The sequence below is a fragment of the Sutcliffiella horikoshii genome, assembly GCF_044809035.1.
GTDB lineage: Bacteria > Bacillota > Bacilli > Bacillales > Bacillaceae_I > Sutcliffiella_A > Sutcliffiella_A horikoshii_G.
The window spans coordinates 1,298,605-1,315,528 of record NZ_CP085237.1 but is presented as its reverse complement, the minus strand read 5'-3'; the positions used below and the strand labels follow the sequence as shown (position 1 = coordinate 1,315,528).

Sequence of the window (16,924 nt, the reverse complement as noted above, 5' to 3'; positions counted from 1 at the left end):
GTCATTCACCTGCCTTATAACTAGTCTTTCATTTTAGGATCTAATGCATCACGGAATCCGTCTGCTACAAGGTTAAATGCAATCATCAATAAACTGATGATAACAGCCGGGAATACCATGATGTGCGGGAAGATCTGTAAAGATTTGAACCCATCATCTATCAATGTACCGAGTGAAGCCATTGGAGGCTTTAAGCCCAATCCGATGAAACTCAAGAAAGCCTCGAAGAAAATGGCACTTGGGATGGTGAACATCGTATTAATGATGACCACTCCCACCACATTCGGTAGTAAATGTTTAGTGATTATTCGGTTATTGGTTGAACCCAATGTTTTAGAAGCAAGGACATACTCTTGGTTCTTAAGTTTAAGAACTTGTCCCCGGACAACCCTGGCCATTCCGACCCAACCGGTTATGGTTAAGGCGATGGTAATTGCTAATATCCCCGGTTCTAGTACAAGGATCATTAATATAACAATAACTAGGTTTGGAATTCCAACCAAGACTTCGATGATACGTTGCATGATGTTATCAGTACGTCCACCGTAGAAACCTGAAATTCCGCCATATGCAACACCAACAACCATATCAATAAATGCTGCTAGTAAGGCGATATATAATGATATACGAGTACCTGTCCAGACACGTGTCCATAAGTCACGGCCAAGGCTGTCGGTACCGAACCAATAATAATCTGTGATACCACGTTGTTCGTAAACGTCTACTCCATTTCTAGTTCCATCAAGAATCCCCAGATTTTCAATTCCAGGCACTTTTGGAGGTAAATTTCCCTGAGTAACATTTTGTGTATTAAATCCATGGTCATTCATAAATGGACCAAAAATTGCAAGGAAACCAATAACGAGCAAGATTACTGCACCAGCAATGGCAGCTTTATTTTTCTTAATGCGCAGCCAAGCAGTTTGCCAATACGTTAAACTCGGTTTTGCAATTTTCTCACTTTTATTTGGGTCTTGCACCGCAGGTTGAAATAAATCCTTTGGCAGTTTATCAAAATTGTTGTTATTCATTATTTCTTACCTCCTGCCAAGCGAATACGCGGGTCGATAATTCCATAAAGAATATCAACTACAAGAACGATGACAATGAAAAGTGCTGCAAAGAACAATGTTGTTCCCATGATTACTGGATAATCGTTAGTTGTAATAGAACGAACAAACTGTTCTCCAAGTCCTGGGATAGAAAAGATCTTCTCGATTACAAGTGTTCCAGTCATCAAACTTACAGCCAACGGTCCAAGAACCGTCACTACCGGAATTAACGCATTTCTTAATGCATGCTTTACTGCGATATCATAGTTAGAAGCACCCTTTGCACGGGCCAAAGTAATATAGTCCGAACCTAATACTTCTATCATTTCCGTACGCATAAAACGAGCGGAAATTGCAATTGGGAACATGGAAAGTGCAATCGTTGGCAGAACGGTGAATTCCCAGCCTGACCAAAATGCAACAGGGAACCATCCAAGTTTTACACCAATCCAATACTGTAATAATCCTGCGAAAACAAAGGAAGGGATAGACTTACCAAGAACGGCAAGAATTGTGGATCCATAGTCCACCCATGTGTTTTGTCTTAAAGCGGCAATAACACCTAAGAATATTCCGATAATTGTCCCGAAGAACATTGCTTGGAAACCTAGTTGTGCCGATGGACCAATACGCTGCATAATTAAACTAGTAACACTTCTGTTGTCATATTGGAAAGATATCCCTAGATCACCTTGTACTAGGTTTACAAGATATTTTCCATATTGGACAGGTACAGGATCATTGAGCCCATACTTTTCATTCAGTATAATTTTTTGTGCTTCTGACAGTTTATCTTGCATCGTAAATGGGGAACCTGGCATCATCTTCATCAGGAAGAATGTAAATGAGGCAATTAAGAATAAGGTGATAAACATGTATAAGATACGTTGCAACAAATACTTTGTCATTGTTGGCACCTCCTAAAAAGTAATGCGTCGAATTGTTTATAATATTCACTAAAATTCGACAATTTCCCTACAGGGAAAAAGAGAGTATATATTTTCAAATATACTCTCTTTCTCTCTATTTTAAAAGAATTATTTTTATTTCAGTATAATATTATTTACCGCTGATGTAAGCCCATTTGTAGCTGAAGTCAGGACCGAAATTATGTTTGTAAACGTTTTGTACGTAAGGTTTCCAAAGTCTTGTCGTACCACGTTGGTAGATCGGTGCAATCGCAGCGTCTTCTTCAAGAAGAATTCTTTCTGCTTCTTGCATCGCTTCAAAACGTTTTACTGGATCATTTGCATACGTAGTCATTACGTCGTTTAACAATTTGTCATACTCTTCGTTAGAGTAGCCCATTTTGTTGTTTCCTCCATCTGTGATCCAAAGGTTGGAGAAGGAGATAGCATCAAGATAGTCAGGACCCCATCCAGCAAGCTGCATATCATAGTCCATTGCAGCATCTAAATCTAGACGTTGAGCAAACGGTACTTCTTTCAAGTTGATTGTTAAACCAGGAAGGTTTTCTTGTAACTGGTTTTGAAGATATTCTTGCATAGTTTTAGCAGATTCTGTATCTCCACCAAGAATTTCAATCGTAACGGCATCTGTACCTAATGCTTCTAGGCCTTTTTTCCAATGCTCTTGTGCTTTTTCAAGGTTAAACTCGTTCATGTTTCCGTTCTTCTCACGGAAGTCTTCACCTGTTTCAGGGTGTTCAACGAATTCAACTGGTACAGAATAGTCTGCTGGGATAGAACCGTTATTTAGTACGAACTCTGTCATGTCTTTCTTGTTAAAGCCCATGGAGATTGCTTTACGAATATCAACATTCGCTAAAGCTTCGTTTTTCGTTTGGTTAAACTTAAACCAGAAAATAGTTGGCTCTAGGTAAGAAATCAAGTCTGGATCTTCTTGGTACTGAGTAACGAAATCAGATGTTAAACCAGGAGAGATATCAATTTGTTGTGCAGTGTATAAGTTAACACCAGTAGAAACCTCTTTAACGACTTTTACATTGACTTCATCAAGTTTTACCGTTTCAGCATCCCAATAGTCTGCATTTTTCTTCATAGTCCAACCTACCTCATGCTCCCAGCTGTCTAAAGTAAATGGACCATTGTAGATTAAAGTATCAGCTTCTAATGCATATTGGTCACCTTGTTCTTCCAAGAACTTTTGATTTTGAGGGAAGAATGTCGGGAACGTCATTAAAGATTCAAAATAAGCAACTGGTTGCTCAAGTGTTACCTCAAGAGTATATTCATCAAGTGCTTTAACACCAAGCTCTTCTAATGGTAATTCCCCAGCAGAAACTTGTGTAGCATTTTTGATTTTTCCGTTCATCATATATGGACCATACTCAGATCCAGAGTTAGGATCTACAGCACGCTGCCAAGCATAAACGAAGTCGTTAGCCGTTACAGGCTCCCCATTAGACCATACGGAATCTTCACGTAATGTGAAAGTGTAAGTAAGTCCGTCTTCGGATGCTTCATGACTTTTCGCAACACCTTCTACTACTTCATCATTTTCTCCAAGTCTGTAAAGACCTTCAAAAACGTTGTTCATAACGTTAAATGCCACTGCATCTGTTCCTTGGACTGTATCCATAGTTGGAATCTCTGCAGAATCAACGACGTTAAGTACTTGTGGACCTGTTGGTTCTCCTTCACCAGCTGGTGGAGTATCCCCTTGTCCTCCATTGTTTTGCGCTGAGTTTCCGCCGCCACATGCAGCTAAGAAAGCACTAAGTACAAGTGTAAGCGCTAAAAGAAGTAAATATTTTGACTTTTTCATTTACTTGACCCCCTAAAAATAATGTCGAAAATTGTTGTGTTTCGAGGTAACGATTTTTATTATACAAGTTTTCTAAACATTGTGCATTCATTAATTTAACGTCTATTTTACAGAATACTGATTTTTCAAGCATAATCATTACAAAAATAGTACGAAAGACCTATAAACTTTTCGAGAATGACACCCTAAATATTGCAAAAATATTACAAGTGTTGCACTGTTATTTCAATTTGTTTTTTACAAGTAATTCCTTTTATAGTTTCTTTATATTTGTCTTATTCTATTCATTTCATTACAATACAATTTAGAACATTTTTATCTCATTTATTAAATACTTCAATTCTTATAGGAGGAAATATGAAAATTTCTGTTAAATGGTCCTTCCTTTTTTTCATAATTTTACTTGTTGCTACACTCTCCACAAGTTGGATTTATTATGGAAAAATTACCCTACTGACTTTTATCAACACATCTTTTACCGTTTCAAGTACTTTTATTTTTGTTTCATTATTTATTTTAGTTGTCCAAAAAGGTTTTTTTGATGGAATCACTTATAGTTTCAGAAGAATCTTTGCCTCCACACAGCCAGATAAAGAGTTAGAAAATGACATTAGAAATGAAATGAGACCACCGTCGGAACTGTTACAGCCTCTTTCCATGCAGCACGTTTTTATTGCTTCCTTTTTGCTGTTCCTCGGTATGCTGATTTCATTATTTGTCTATTACTATAGTTGATATTTACCAATAAAGTGGTTATAATAAAAGAATATTTATTCAAATAAAAGCAATGATGAAGAGTAGTACTAAACAGCTTAGTTTTTAAGAGAGTTTGTGGTTGGTGTGAACAAACAACTAACGTTTAGGAATGGACTTCTGAGCTTCACGGCTGAACTATTCAGTAGGCTGTGACGTATCCTTACGTTACAAGGTTAAGTGATTTCTGCAATTTGTGTGAAATAATAAGGGTGGTACCACGGTCCATTCGTCCCTTTTATAGGGATGAATGGGCCTTTTTGTGTATTCATCACTAATTTATAAAAAAGAGGAGAAGAAACAATGAAAACTATTTTTTCGGGAATTCAGCCAAGTGGAAATGTAACTCTTGGAAATTACATCGGGGCCATGAAGCAGTTTGTCGAATTGCAAAACGATTACAACAGCTACTTCTGTATTGTTGATCAGCACGCAATTACAGTTCAACAAGATCCACAGGAGCTTCGCAAGAATATACGAAAACTTGCTGCTTTATACTTGGCAATCGGCCTTGATCCAGAAAAGGCAACTCTTTTCATCCAATCAGAAGTGCCAGCACACGCTCAACTAGGATGGATGATGCAATGCGTTGCGTATATCGGGGAATTGGAAAGAATGACGCAATTCAAAGATAAATCAACAGGTAAAGAAGCCGTAACTGCTGGATTACTTACTTATCCACCATTAATGGCTGCCGATATTCTACTTTATAACACAGATGTTGTACCTGTTGGAGAGGATCAAAAGCAACATCTTGAGTTGACTAGAGATCTTGCAGAACGATTCAATAAGAAATACCGTGATATCTTAACGGTTCCAGAAGTTAAAATTGCTAAAGTCGGGGCCAGAATCATGTCATTAACAGAGCCAACCAAGAAAATGAGTAAATCAGATCCAAATCTGAAGTCCTTTATTTCCTTATTGGATACACCAAAACAACTAGAAAAGAAAATTAAAAGTGCTGTTACAGACTCTGAAGGAATCGTTCGTTTCGATAAAGAAAATAAACCTGGCGTTTCCAATCTACTTTCCATCTATTCTATTTTGGCAAACAAATCGATTGAAGAATTAGAAGTTCAATATGAAGGAAAAGGATATGGTGACTTTAAAGGTGACCTTGCCCAAGTGGTAGTCGAAACACTTGAACCTATTCAAACGAAGTATAATGACCTTATTGAATCAGACAAACTTGATGCCATCCTTGATGAAGGTGCCGAACGAGCCAACCGCGTGGCGATGAAAACACTTAAAAAAATTGAAAACGCAATGGGATTAGGCCGCAAACGCCGATAATTCCAAATGAAAAAAGCTGTCAGATCAACTCTGACAGCTTTTTCTTTCCTCGGAAATATTCGACAATTAATTAACTTTCGGATGCTGCTCCAACTCCCACAGCTTCTCAAAAAATGGCTGACCTTTTACCAGATGCTCACAAAAAGTCTGATGTTTTTCAGACCAACCTTCCCTTGTCTCCTCAAGCAGCTGAGACCACACTTCCTCAAAATTCATCGACTGAATTTCCCGGTAATGAATAGGATTCCATTCCGTATACCAATACCTGATTTCTGCCACATTGCAAGTGGACCTTAGTTGATCCAAAGCCATGAAAAGAAGTTGCTTCAACTGTCTTTCTTTTCTTGTCAAACCGTTCATGATATCTGGCGATGGGGATAAAATATGATAGTCTTTTGCCGATTTACTTGCCGGTGAAAAAGTATACTTTTCAATATCATGGTTCTCCACCATATCATATACTAATTGCTCCTGCCTTGGGATCAATCTACTTTTGCGAATTGGAATATTATAACCGATAGTATCTACAGCAAGTATTCCCTGTCCATCAGTAACGACAAAGCAGTAGTCCAATTGAATTCTCTCATGGTTTTTTCGAATATAGCTTTTTTGGAAAATATCTTCTAGCAAAGAGGAAGGCAGCTCTTGGAGGTCGTTTTCAATATAGTGAAACAAAACTGAATCTACTTTCAATAGAGGAACTTGGTCCAATAACTCTACACTATCGTCCTTCCTCCACTCATGAAAATGACAAACATTATAACCGTTTTCTTCTCCTTCAAACCAATTTACCCATACGTCATGAAGATATAACATATCGTAACCCCTCACTTCACATCTACTCTTTTATTTATCCAACAGTATGAACAGTGAAGTGCATAATTATTCCAAAATGCCCAATTAATTTTCCACAAGTCTACTCTTTGTCCCGAAAAGACTGATTTGGGTTGCCAGATAAGTAGATGCTCACGGCAACCAGTATCATTCCAATAGGTAAAAGATAGCATTCTGGCCTAGTAATCAGGAAAAAGAAAAATTCCATTAAGCTTAATCCTGTTGCAAAAAAATTCAAGTATGCAACCGTACTGATTCCGCCAACAACCGAGATTCCAAACCCAGTGACAAAAAGAATCCCCCTGACCATTAGCCATCTCTCACAAAAAATTTACTATTTATGAGCATTTTAAAGTCTCCTTGTCCAAACTATTATTATCATTTTATGACATGCCAACAAAATAATGATAAGTTCTTTTTAAAATAGACAAAAAGAAAAGCCGAGATCGGCTCTCAGCTTTTCTAGTCAAGTGTTTTTGGATCAAGTGCATCACGTAATCCGTCTCCAACAAAGTTGAAACTTAACACTGTTATTAAAATCATTAATCCAGGAAATAGCGGATACCACCAATGTTTTAACATGATAGTAAAGTTTTGTGCATCTTGCAGCATGTTCCCCCAACTTGGTGTTGGCGGTTGAATACCTAAGCCTAAGTAACTTAATGCGGATTCTGCCAAGATAACTCCCCCTACCCCGAGTGTTGCTGATACGATGATTGGACCCATCGCATTTGGAAGGATATGTGAGAATATAATAGTATGGCTTCTTGTTCCAATTGTTTTGGAAGCAAGAACGAACTCACGAGTACGAAGGGATAAAAATTCTCCACGTACAAGACGTGCTGTGAACGTCCATCCTGTTAAGGCGAAAATCAAGATTAGCTTGTCCACACCTGGTTGGAAGATTGTAACCAATGTGATTAGCAAGAAAATAGTTGGAATGGAAATGATAACGTCTACAATACGCATTAGAACTGCATCGATTTTCCCGCCGAAGTAACCGGCAACCGCACCAATAACTGTTCCAATTGTTATGGAACCTGCTACAGAAGCAAATCCAACTAGTAGTGATACTCGTGCGCCATATAGAATACGGGCAAATACATCACGACCATATCTGTCCGTTCCAAGCCAATGTTCTCCACCTGGAGTTTGCAATTTGTTCAATAAGCTCTGCTTTTGTGGTTCAAACTGAGCAATAAGCGGTGCAAATAGTGCTAACGTAATGATTATGAATAGAAGCACAGCACCGATGACAGCTAGTTTATTCTTCATGAATTTATTGATCGTTATTTTTGTTAAGGTATCTGGTTTTCTCTTGATATTGGGGTTTAACGATTGATTAGTTGGTTGAGTTGATGGTTGAGTTTGCATCGATGATCCCCCTTCTAGTACTCAATTCTCGGGTCAAAAATTGCATATAGAATATCGGCAATTAAATTTCCGATAACTACAAAGACCGCAGAGATAACTGTTAGTGCCATGATAACCGGATAGTCCCGCTGGAAGGCAGAATCAAAGAATAACAATCCAATTCCAGGCCAAGCAAAAATCTTTTCAACAATAACCGATCCCCCAATGAAACCGGGTAGCATTAAACCAAATATCGTAATAACTGGAATTAATCCATTACGTAAACCATGTTTATACGTTACTTTATTTTCTCTTAATCCCTTTGCTCTTGCTGTACGCATATAGTCTTGCTTTAAGACTTCAAGCATACTAGAACGTGTGTATCTTGTTAGACCTGCCATATCGGCAGTAGCTAATACGAAAGCCGGCAATATCAAGTGATGTATTCGATCCAGGATACTAAATTCAGCATTTAAGGTAGCTACACCACCGGTTGGCAGCCATTGCAGTTGAACTGCAAATACCATGATGAGTACTAAACCGATCCAGAAGTTAGGTGTTGCAAGTCCAAGGAAGGACGTAATCGTAACCGTGTAATCAGTTAATGAATATTGCTTTCTGGCTGAGATAACTCCAAATGGAATTGCTACAATGACTGCCAATACAGTTGAAACAATCATTAATAATAATGTATTAGGCAGACGATTCATAATCATTTCACTAACTGGCACTCCACGGCGTATTAATGACTCACCAAAATCCCCTGTCGCCATGTTTGATACCCATGTAAAATATTGCTCGTGTATAGGATCATTTAACCCGTATCGTTCTTCATACTTTTTCATATCTTCTTTACTAATATTCGGATCCATCATAAGAGAGGTAGGACCACCTGGTGCCATTTGGATAATAGCAAAGGATAATACTGTAATACCGAATAATAGGGGAATCGCCATTAAACAACGGCGGATGATATATGAGATCATAGCTGATTCTCCTTTTCTGTCTTTACTTTAGGAAGGTTGAAGTAAACGTGATTTTTTTATTTTAATACTGTACATTTTGCGACGTTGCACAGTAAAGTGTTCAAGTTTAAAAGAAATACAAGCTTGTCCAATACAAACTGTATGTCTCCGTTCCGTGGAAATAGTGTCAAAGTAATTCATTTCAGTAAAAAAGAAGGAAGGGAAACTCCCCTCCCCTCTTTTCAACCTTTAATCGGGGTTAAATTAGTTAGATGTGTTTAACCACCATTTGTTGATGTTATAGAATTCCATTCTTGCATGGAACTCAAAGCCTTCTAGGTTAGTAGGCATTGCACGGTGTGCATTTGGATAGTACAAGAAAGTATATGGTTGCTCTTCAGCAATGATTTTGTTGATTGCTTGGATCTTAGCTGCACGCTCGTCACGATCCATAGTTAGGTTAGCTTCGTCCATTAGCTTATCAGCTTCTGGGTTAGACCAACCAACGAAGTTCAAACCTTCTTCGATTTCTTTAGAGTGGAAGATTCCACTTGGATCTGGATCTGTTGAAAGAGCCCATCCTAAGATGATAGCATCGAAGTTCCATTTTGGAGGATCGATGTCAGCCAAGAATGCAGACCATTCCATGATATCTGGAGTAACTTTGATTCCAAGCTCAGCGAACTGTTCTTGAACTACTACAGCGATATCTTCACGAACTTTGTTACCTTGGTTTGTTTTAAGAGTGAATTCAAATTTCTGACCGTCTTTTTCAAGAGTTCCGTCAGCACCTGGAGTCCATCCAGCTTCTTCAAGCATTGCTTTTGCTTTTTCTACATCGTACTCAAAACGTGGAACATCTTCGTCATAAGCCCAGCTAAGTGGAGACTCAGGAACATCAGCAACTTCACCGTCACCGTTCATTACAGACTCAACGATAAGCTCACGGTCAAGTGCGTGAGTAAGTGCTTGACGTACTTTTACATCTTGGAATAATGGGTTACGTAGGTTGTATCCTAAGTAAGTGTAAGACAATGCTAAACCAGACTCGATTTTAAGGTCTCCGTTTGCTTCCCATTCTTGAACTGTTGCAATATCAGTTGAAGGAACAGTGTAGTAATGGATATCACCAGCAGCTAAAGCAGTCATTAATGCATCCGCATCAGGAATAATACGGTAAGTTAAAGAATCTAAGTATGGACGGCCATCCCAGTAGTCATCATTAGCTACAACTTTAACAAATTGTCCATCTTCCCAAGTTTCGAATTTGAATGGACCTGCTCCGATTGGCGCTTTTGTGTTGAATTCAGTGTACTCACCAAGTTCAGCAATTGGAACCTCACCTAAAATATGTTGAGGTAGGATTGGGTAACCTAATGCGATGTGGATTGTTGGATCTACAGCGCTAAGAGTTACTTTTACTGTTAAATCGTCAACTTTTTCAACAGACGCGATTTTCTCGAAGTAACCTGCACGAGGACCATCATAATCTTCGCTTAAAGGAATGCTAAGAGTGAAGACAACGTCATCAGCATCTAGAGTTTCACCATCGTGGAACTTGATTCCTTCTTTGATTTTCAATGTATGAACTAGGTCATCTTCAGAAATATCCCAGCTTTCAGCCATGTTTAATTGAGTTTCAAACGCAGTATCACTAGTTAATAATCCGTCAAAAATGAAACCTTCAATTGCAGAACTAGCAGTATCTGCAGAGTATAACGGGTTGAACATTGTAGGGCTACCAGTAGAACCGATTACAAGATCTCCACCTTGTACAGGCTCATTTGTAGCTTCTTCTTCTTCTGTTTCTTCGTTGTTACCAGTTGTTTCATTGTTTGTAGTGTTTGTGTTGTTAGTGTTTGTTCCAGCATTGTTCGATCCGCTACAAGCAGCAAGGAACACGGACAATACTAACGTTAACACGATAAGTAGTAATGATTTTTGCTTCACGTTTACTCCCCCTAAATAATTTTAATGTTCTGAAAATGAAAGGTAAAGAAGGTTAACTGTTGGACTATCTCCCCCTTTCAAAGGGTATATATTTTATGTACTTGCCACCTATTCGTATAGGTGACAAGCAACAAAATGATCTGGTTTAACCTCTTTGAATTGAGGAACAAGTTGCTTACATACATCCATTGCTGCTGGGCAACGTGTATGGAACACACATCCTGTTGGCGGGTTAGCCGGACTTGGCAATTCCCCCTTCAGAACGATGCGTTCTCTTTTCACTTGGCCCTTGCGGCGAGTAGAAGGTACAGCTGATAATAATGCTTGAGTATAAGGATGCAACGGTTCACTATATAAATCTTGCTTGGTAGCTAGTTCCATCATCCGCCCTAAATACATTACGCCGACCCTGTCACTAATATGACGAACTACACTTAAATCATGCGAGATGAAGATATAAGAAAGTCCCATTTCTTTCTGAAGGTCTTGCATAAGGTTAATGATTTGGGCTTGTATGGATACATCAAGCGCAGATACCGCTTCATCAGCAATAATCAATTCAGGGTTTAGCGCAAGTGCTCTTGCAATTCCAATACGTTGACGCTGTCCTCCGGAGAACTCATGTGGGTAACGGTTGATAAAACTTGGATCTAATCCTACCTTCGCGAGCAATTCCTGCACCTTTTCTTCTCGCTCTTTTCTAGTGAACAAGTTGTGGGTGTTATATGGTTCTTTCAGGATGGATCTTAATGTTTTTCTTGGGTTAAGAGTAGCAAACGGGTCTTGGAAGACCATTTGAATGTCTTTACGAACCGTCTTTCTCAGTTCGCTTTCACTCATAGTTGCAATATCCCTTCCCTTGAAGATGATGTTTCCTTCTGTAGGCTCGTAAAGTCGGATAATGGTTCTTCCAGTTGTGGATTTTCCACATCCAGACTCCCCTACAAGGCCTAATGTTTCACCTTTTTTTATGTAAAAGTTTAGGTCATCTACCGCTTTTACATCTCCTACATGTCTTTGTAATAATCCTGCTTTAATAGGGAAATACTTCTTCAACCCTCTTACTTCAAGGATGTTGTCAGAACTTGTTTCCGCTAAAGTCTTTTCTGATTTAATCTCGGTTGCAGTCATTATTTCGCCTCCTCGCCTTCATATAAGAAGCATCGAACGGAACGGTTTCCGTTTTGCTTAAGCAATTCCGGAACTTCGCTATGACAACGATCGAATGCTTTTGGACAGCGCGGGGCAAAACGACATCCCTGTGGTAAATTGGTTGGCGGCGGTACATTTCCTTCGATTGATTGAAGACGAGAAATATCTCCTTCAATATCAGGTATGGACCCCATTAAACCGTTTGTATAAGGATGAAGCGGCTCATCAAACAGATCATCCACTGATGCCTCTTCTACAACTTGACCACAATACATAACTACTACTCTATCAGCAATTTCTGATACAACCCCTAAGTCATGTGTAATTAACAAGATGGAAGTGTCAAATTTATGGCTAAGGTCTTTCATTAAATCTAGAATTTGAGCTTGAATAGTCACGTCTAACGCTGTCGTAGGCTCATCTGCAATCAATAACTTTGGATTACAGCTCATCGCCATCGCGATCATTACCCTTTGTCTCATCCCGCCTGAAAGACGGTGAGGATAATCATTTACAATTTCAGCAGCTCTTGAAAATCCTACAACTTCTAACATTTCAATTGCTTTCTTCATTGCAGCTGTTTTGCTCATTTTTTGATGAAGAATTAATACTTCGGTAATTTGCTCACCAATTGTTAAGACCGGATTCAATGATGTCATCGGTTCCTGAAAGATCATGGAAATATCATTTCCACGAACTTTACATAACTGGTTTTCTGTCAGTTTCACAAGATCCTGTCCGTCGAATAGAATTTCTCCATCAACGATTTTCCCTCCTGGGCTAGGTACAAGACCCATGATTGATAGGGAAGTAATAGATTTACCAGATCCCGATTCTCCAACAAGTGCTACAGTCTCTCCTTTTTTAATGGAGATATCTACACCATCTACCGCTGGAATAGCTTGCTTTTTTCTAAAAAAGTGAGTCTTTAGGTTTCTCACTTCCAATAAAGCTGACATTTAGCCTTCACCATCCTTTTTTCTTTCGATGCATGGTCTGTATGATGTCTAAATATGTAATGTAAAGTTTTATAAAAATTTAATTAATTTTTAATCTTTATATTACAAATTTACAAAACTACTAGCTATTAATCTATTTAAAGATTGCCATTATAGATTTTCCATGCTGTTTATTACGAAATTTTCAGTCTTTTTACTCAAAATTTACTGTAAAAACTAAATTATCGGAAAATAATTATCGTCTGTTTGTATATTATTACAATTCCGTTACAAGTTCAAGCTTATTTTGAAAATAAACTAAAAATTTTTTTAATTAAAACTTGTAGCAATCTTCTACAAAAACTGATTATATACAAAAAAAAACAAAAAAACTAGCTTTTTTTGCTAGTTTTTTTGTTTTTTTGTGATTTTTTTCCTATTCCTCAAAGAATTATTCAAATGATAGCTTTGTTAACTCTGAAAGGCTCTTTGTCATTAATGAGGGGTAGCTGACTTTTTTCTCTTTTAGCAATTTTTGAATGAGATAATACCCAACACAATAACCGAGCATTTTTGGATAAAATCCCTTTCCATAAAGCAGCTTCATATGATCTTTCTCGCTTTTTTTCACATCTTTATTGGGTATTATATATTTCGTTAAGAAATTCTCTAGCTCCTTATCTGTGTAATATGATGTCCAGCTTGAGGTATGTTCCCCTCCAACCAAGCTTTTTACTGCGCTTTCCGCAAGTCCTTCTATTAACACGGAATCTAAGAGTGTATATTCGTCGTCTTTCCTTTTATTTTTAGATAGAACACATATATGGTTATACTCATGAGTCAACAACGCCTTCATTTCATTGATCTCAATATCTTCCGGTAGGAATAGAAACAGCTTATCTTTGAAAGCTACTCCCGCTTTCCCTTTGAAGTCTCTTTTAATCTGGTTATTGTATTTGTCAGATGGAAAGATAAATATAGGAATATCCGGGCCATTCCAGAGTTTCTTTAAACGCTTCCATTCTACCAGGACAATATTCCAGCAATCCAGTGTCTTCAGTTTTTCAACAGTCCCTTTTCCATCCCTTACTGGTCGGTACATCCCATGCATGATGAGATAATCATATAGTTCCGCTGCAGTTACGTCCTCAAAGTACTTCAGCAATTTCTTGGAAATGTTCAATGGCTGGTGATAGTCCTCTTCTAGCCATCTATCCGTATGAATAATACTCATGTTCTACAGCCCTTTTCTTTGCTTTTTGATGTCATTGTATGATGAGGAAGTGGTATTGGTGAGGTGTGCAAATTGGAAGATGGCTGGAGTAGTGTTGGATTTAGGATTTTGTTACTATTTGAAAATGGATAAAGACCTCTGTATGCGGAATATTTACTCCAGCACGTCCTTATACGCCTTGTAAAGACCTCAGGCTACCAGAGTCTTCACTCTAACAGCTCTTAACACCTCCATAAAGACATCTCCAACAAGCTTCATAATTTTAAAACGACTTTGAAACCCAGATATACCCCAAAAAAAGCCGCAAGAAGCATAAAATCACTCCATACGGCTTGGAAAAATTATTCGTACTTCTTAAACACGATCGTTGCATTATGGCCGCCAAATCCAAGTGAGTTGCTCATTGCGGCTTTAACCTCTTTGTGCCTAGCTTCGTTAGGAACATAGTCAAGGTCACATTCAGGATCTGGTGTATCGAGATTGATGGTTGGCGGAATCACCGCATTTTCGATGGCCTTAATAGTGAAGATCGCTTCTACCCCGCCTGCCGCTCCTAGCAAGTGGCCTGTCATCGATTTAGTTGAGCTGATCGCAACATCTTTGGCATGTCCACCAAGCACTTCTTTAATGGCAAGTGTTTCAAATTTGTCATTATATTCTGTGCTTGTTCCATGGGCGTTAATATAGTCGATATCACCTGGTTGAAGGCCGGCATCTGCAATGGCCATTCTCATCGCGCGTACTCCGCCCTCTCCTCCGGGAGCAGGTGCGGTGATATGATGGGCATCACCAGTTGCACCGTAGCCGACAATCTCAGCATAAATGCGAGCGCCGCGCGCCAAGGCATGGTCAAGTTCTTCCAACACGACAATCCCTGCCCCTTCACCCATGACAAAGCCGTCACGATTTGCATCGAATGGTCTGCTGGCCGTTTTCGGATCAGGATTCATGGATAATGCTTTTGCTGAACTGAATCCTGCAAAAGACATTTCCGTCAACGGTGCCTCAGTACCGCCAGAAATCATAACATCCGCATCCCCGCGCTGGATAACTTTAAATGCATCTCCAATAGAGTTTGTACCCGTTGCACAGGCTGTAACCGTACAAGAATTAACGCCTTTTGCCCCCAATGCGATACTGATTTGTCCTGTCGCCATATCAGGAATCATCATCGGTACGAAAAATGGACTTACACGACGTGCTCCTTTTTCCAAAAAGGTTTTATACTGTTGTTCAAATGTTTCCATTCCACCAATTCCGGAACCTACCCAAACACCCACTCTAGGAGCTATTTCATCTGTAATATCCAAATTTGCATCTTTTACCGCCATGAAAGAAGCTGCGATGGCATATTGGGTAAAGCGGTCCATTCTTCTGGCTTCTTTCTTATCCATAAAGTCTTCAGCATTGAAATTAGTAATCTCCGCTGCAACTTTTGCCGGAAACTTTTCACTGTCCACTCTAGTAAGCGGTCCAACACCTGATACTCCGTTGATGGCATTTTCCCAAGTCTCATTTACATTTAAACCAATTGGAGTCACCGCTCCTAAACCAGTAACTACTACTCTTTTTTTAGGCATTTGCATGATTGTCCTGCTCCTTCCACCGTTGTATCCAATTATTATTTATTATCTTCCCCATCTGATGGCGATTGCTCCCCATGTTAATCCTCCTCCAAATCCTACCATAACGACTAAATCATCGTCCTGTATATTTCCGTTTTCTATTTCTTCCACTATGGAAATAGGGATTGATGCAGCGGATGTGTTTCCATATTTCTGCACGGTCATGGACATTTTCTCTATAGGAAGCCCAAGCCTTTCCCTTGCAGCCTCCATGATTCGGATGTTGGCCTGATGTGGGATAAGGAAATCTACGTCTTCTTTTGACAAGCCGGCTTTATCTAATACATTTACCGCAGATTCTCCCATTTGGCGAACTGCAAATTTAAATACTTCGCGCCCATTCATCACAATGGTTTCATCTTGATACAAATGTTTCGCTCCCGTTCCGTCTGCACCAAGTTCAAAGGATAGAATCCCTCTCCCTTCTGAAACCGGACCGATTATGGTAGCTCCAGCTCCGTCACCGAACAATACAGCTGTGTTGCGGTCTTCCCAGTCTACAATCTTGGAGAGTTTCTCTACCCCGACTACTAGAACATGCTTATATGTGCCTGCTTCCACAAATTGTTTAGCTGTGATGATACCGTACATAAATCCGGCACAGGCCGCACTCATATCGAAGGCGCATGCTTTTTTCGCACCAAGTCGTTCTTGAATCATACAAGCAACACTTGGAAAAGGATTATCAGGCGTTACTGTAGCGACGATGATCATGTCCAGCTCTTCTGCCGTGATTCCCGCATCTTTCAAGGCTTTTTCTGCGGCAAAGTATGCCATATGAGATGTATCTACATCGTCTGTTGCGATTCTTCGTTCTTCTATGCCTGTTCTTGTTTTTATCCATTCATCTGTTGTATCGACCATTTGTTCTAATTCTGCATTGGTTAATATTTTTTCAGGTACATATCTTCCGATTCCTAGTATCCCTGCATTCACCGATATAACACCTAACTCTCTTATTGGACTTTTAAAAATAAGATTCTATAAAGCACCGCTATTGATTTCCGCAAATGGCTTCGCTTTCCGC

Annotated in this window: 15 protein-coding genes and 1 other annotated feature; of the genes, 2 read left to right on the top strand and 13 right to left on the bottom strand. The window is 39.1% G+C overall.

The features are described 5' to 3' along the window. Nucleotides 1-20: 20 nt before the first annotated feature. The 3 genes from opp3C to LG307_RS06940 form a co-directional block, all read right to left on the bottom strand. Nucleotides 21-1,031, bottom strand: coding sequence for an oligopeptide ABC transporter permease (gene opp3C / locus LG307_RS06950; protein WP_404449291.1), 1,011 nt, complete (start codon nucleotides 1,029-1,031; stop codon nucleotides 21-23). Beyond that, entirely contained in the window at nucleotides 1,031-1,960 is a 930-nt protein-coding gene (gene opp3b / locus LG307_RS06945; RefSeq protein ID WP_404449289.1) for an oligopeptide ABC transporter permease, read from the bottom strand. Before opp3b ends, opp3C begins: the two co-directional genes overlap by 1 nt. A gap of 151 nt (nucleotides 1,961-2,111) precedes the next feature. Next, a complete protein-coding gene (locus tag LG307_RS06940) occupies nucleotides 2,112-3,800 on the bottom strand; it encodes a peptide ABC transporter substrate-binding protein (protein WP_404449288.1) in 1,689 nt (562 codons plus the stop codon). 357 nt (nucleotides 3,801-4,157) lie between these two features. On the opposite strand from LG307_RS06940, the gene LG307_RS06935 reads away from it, so the two are divergent. Together LG307_RS06935 and trpS are read left to right on the top strand one after the other, a co-directional pair. After that, nucleotides 4,158-4,535, top strand: coding sequence for a DUF3899 domain-containing protein (locus tag LG307_RS06935; RefSeq protein WP_404449285.1), 378 nt, complete (start codon nucleotides 4,158-4,160; stop codon nucleotides 4,533-4,535). Between the two features lie 43 nt (nucleotides 4,536-4,578). After that, nucleotides 4,579-4,793: a binding site (T-box leader), on the top strand. Nucleotides 4,794-4,856: 63 nt separating this feature from the next. Further along, nucleotides 4,857-5,846 carry a tryptophan--tRNA ligase gene (gene trpS, locus LG307_RS06930; RefSeq protein WP_404449283.1) on the top strand — a complete coding sequence of 330 codons (990 nt, stop codon included), beginning with the start codon at nucleotides 4,857-4,859 and terminating at the stop codon, nucleotides 5,844-5,846. 66 nt (nucleotides 5,847-5,912) lie between these two features. Here the strand turns inward: trpS and LG307_RS06925 are convergent, their stop codons facing one another. The 10 genes from LG307_RS06925 to LG307_RS06880 all read right to left on the bottom strand — a co-directional run bounded on the left by LG307_RS06925 (nucleotide 5,913) and on the right by LG307_RS06880 (nucleotide 16,833). After that, nucleotides 5,913-6,662: a YjbA family protein gene (locus tag LG307_RS06925; protein ID WP_404449281.1), complete on the bottom strand. Its 750-nt coding sequence runs from the start codon at nucleotides 6,660-6,662 to the stop codon at nucleotides 5,913-5,915. Nucleotides 6,663-6,762: 100 nt separating this feature from the next. Then, nucleotides 6,763-6,990: a hypothetical protein gene (locus LG307_RS06920; protein WP_404449279.1), complete on the bottom strand. Its 228-nt coding sequence runs from the start codon at nucleotides 6,988-6,990 to the stop codon at nucleotides 6,763-6,765. Nucleotides 6,991-7,142: 152 nt separating this feature from the next. Continuing rightward, nucleotides 7,143-8,054, bottom strand: coding sequence for an oligopeptide ABC transporter permease (gene opp4C, locus LG307_RS06915; protein WP_404449278.1), 912 nt, complete (start codon nucleotides 8,052-8,054; stop codon nucleotides 7,143-7,145). 14 nt (nucleotides 8,055-8,068) lie between these two features. Continuing rightward, nucleotides 8,069-9,019 (bottom strand): ABC transporter permease, encoded by a 951-nt coding sequence (locus tag LG307_RS06910; protein WP_404449277.1) that lies wholly within the window; start codon nucleotides 9,017-9,019, stop codon nucleotides 8,069-8,071. A 243-nt stretch (nucleotides 9,020-9,262) separates the two neighbouring features. Continuing rightward, nucleotides 9,263-10,948, bottom strand: a complete 1,686-nt coding sequence (locus LG307_RS06905; protein ID WP_404449275.1) for a peptide-binding protein — start codon at nucleotides 10,946-10,948, stop codon at nucleotides 9,263-9,265. Between the two features lie 108 nt (nucleotides 10,949-11,056). Next, a complete protein-coding gene (locus LG307_RS06900) occupies nucleotides 11,057-12,079 on the bottom strand; it encodes an ABC transporter ATP-binding protein (RefSeq protein ID WP_404449274.1) in 1,023 nt (340 codons plus the stop codon). Continuing rightward, nucleotides 12,079-13,059, bottom strand: a complete 981-nt coding sequence (locus LG307_RS06895) for an ABC transporter ATP-binding protein (RefSeq protein WP_404449272.1) — start codon at nucleotides 13,057-13,059, stop codon at nucleotides 12,079-12,081. The genes LG307_RS06900 and LG307_RS06895 overlap by 1 nt, the downstream gene beginning before the upstream one ends. Nucleotides 13,060-13,489: 430 nt before the next feature. Further along, entirely contained in the window at nucleotides 13,490-14,272 is a 783-nt protein-coding gene (locus LG307_RS06890; RefSeq protein WP_404449271.1) for a DUF2268 domain-containing protein, read from the bottom strand. A 341-nt stretch (nucleotides 14,273-14,613) separates the two neighbouring features. After that, nucleotides 14,614-15,852, bottom strand: a complete 1,239-nt coding sequence (gene fabF, locus LG307_RS06885; protein ID WP_404450401.1) for a beta-ketoacyl-ACP synthase II — start codon at nucleotides 15,850-15,852, stop codon at nucleotides 14,614-14,616. Nucleotides 15,853-15,900: 48 nt separating this feature from the next. Continuing rightward, the gene (locus tag LG307_RS06880) at nucleotides 15,901-16,833 is read right to left on the bottom strand and encodes a beta-ketoacyl-ACP synthase III (RefSeq protein WP_404449269.1); all 933 of its coding nucleotides are present in this window, start codon (nucleotides 16,831-16,833) and stop codon (nucleotides 15,901-15,903) included. Nucleotides 16,834-16,924: the final 91 nt, after the last annotated feature.

Coding starts and splice junctions, on each gene's coding strand:
- opp3C (WP_404449291.1), bottom strand. CDS start 1,031: ATGAATAACAACAATTTTGATAAACTGCCAAAGGATTTATTTCAACCT.
- opp3b (WP_404449289.1), bottom strand. CDS start 1,960: ATGACAAAGTATTTGTTGCAACGTATCTTATACATGTTTATCACCTTA.
- LG307_RS06940 (WP_404449288.1), bottom strand. CDS start 3,800: ATGAAAAAGTCAAAATATTTACTTCTTTTAGCGCTTACACTTGTACTT.
- LG307_RS06935 (WP_404449285.1), top strand. CDS start 4,158: ATGAAAATTTCTGTTAAATGGTCCTTCCTTTTTTTCATAATTTTACTT.
- trpS (WP_404449283.1), top strand. CDS start 4,857: ATGAAAACTATTTTTTCGGGAATTCAGCCAAGTGGAAATGTAACTCTT.
- LG307_RS06925 (WP_404449281.1), bottom strand. CDS start 6,662: ATGTTATATCTTCATGACGTATGGGTAAATTGGTTTGAAGGAGAAGAA.
- LG307_RS06920 (WP_404449279.1), bottom strand. CDS start 6,990: ATGGTCAGGGGGATTCTTTTTGTCACTGGGTTTGGAATCTCGGTTGTT.
- opp4C (WP_404449278.1), bottom strand. CDS start 8,054: ATGCAAACTCAACCATCAACTCAACCAACTAATCAATCGTTAAACCCC.
- LG307_RS06910 (WP_404449277.1), bottom strand. CDS start 9,019: ATGATCTCATATATCATCCGCCGTTGTTTAATGGCGATTCCCCTATTA.
- LG307_RS06900 (WP_404449274.1), bottom strand. CDS start 12,079: ATGACTGCAACCGAGATTAAATCAGAAAAGACTTTAGCGGAAACAAGT.
- LG307_RS06895 (WP_404449272.1), bottom strand. CDS start 13,059: ATGTCAGCTTTATTGGAAGTGAGAAACCTAAAGACTCACTTTTTTAGA.
- LG307_RS06890 (WP_404449271.1), bottom strand. CDS start 14,272: ATGAGTATTATTCATACGGATAGATGGCTAGAAGAGGACTATCACCAG.
- fabF (WP_404450401.1), bottom strand. CDS start 15,852: ATGCCTAAAAAAAGAGTAGTAGTTACTGGTTTAGGAGCGGTGACTCCA.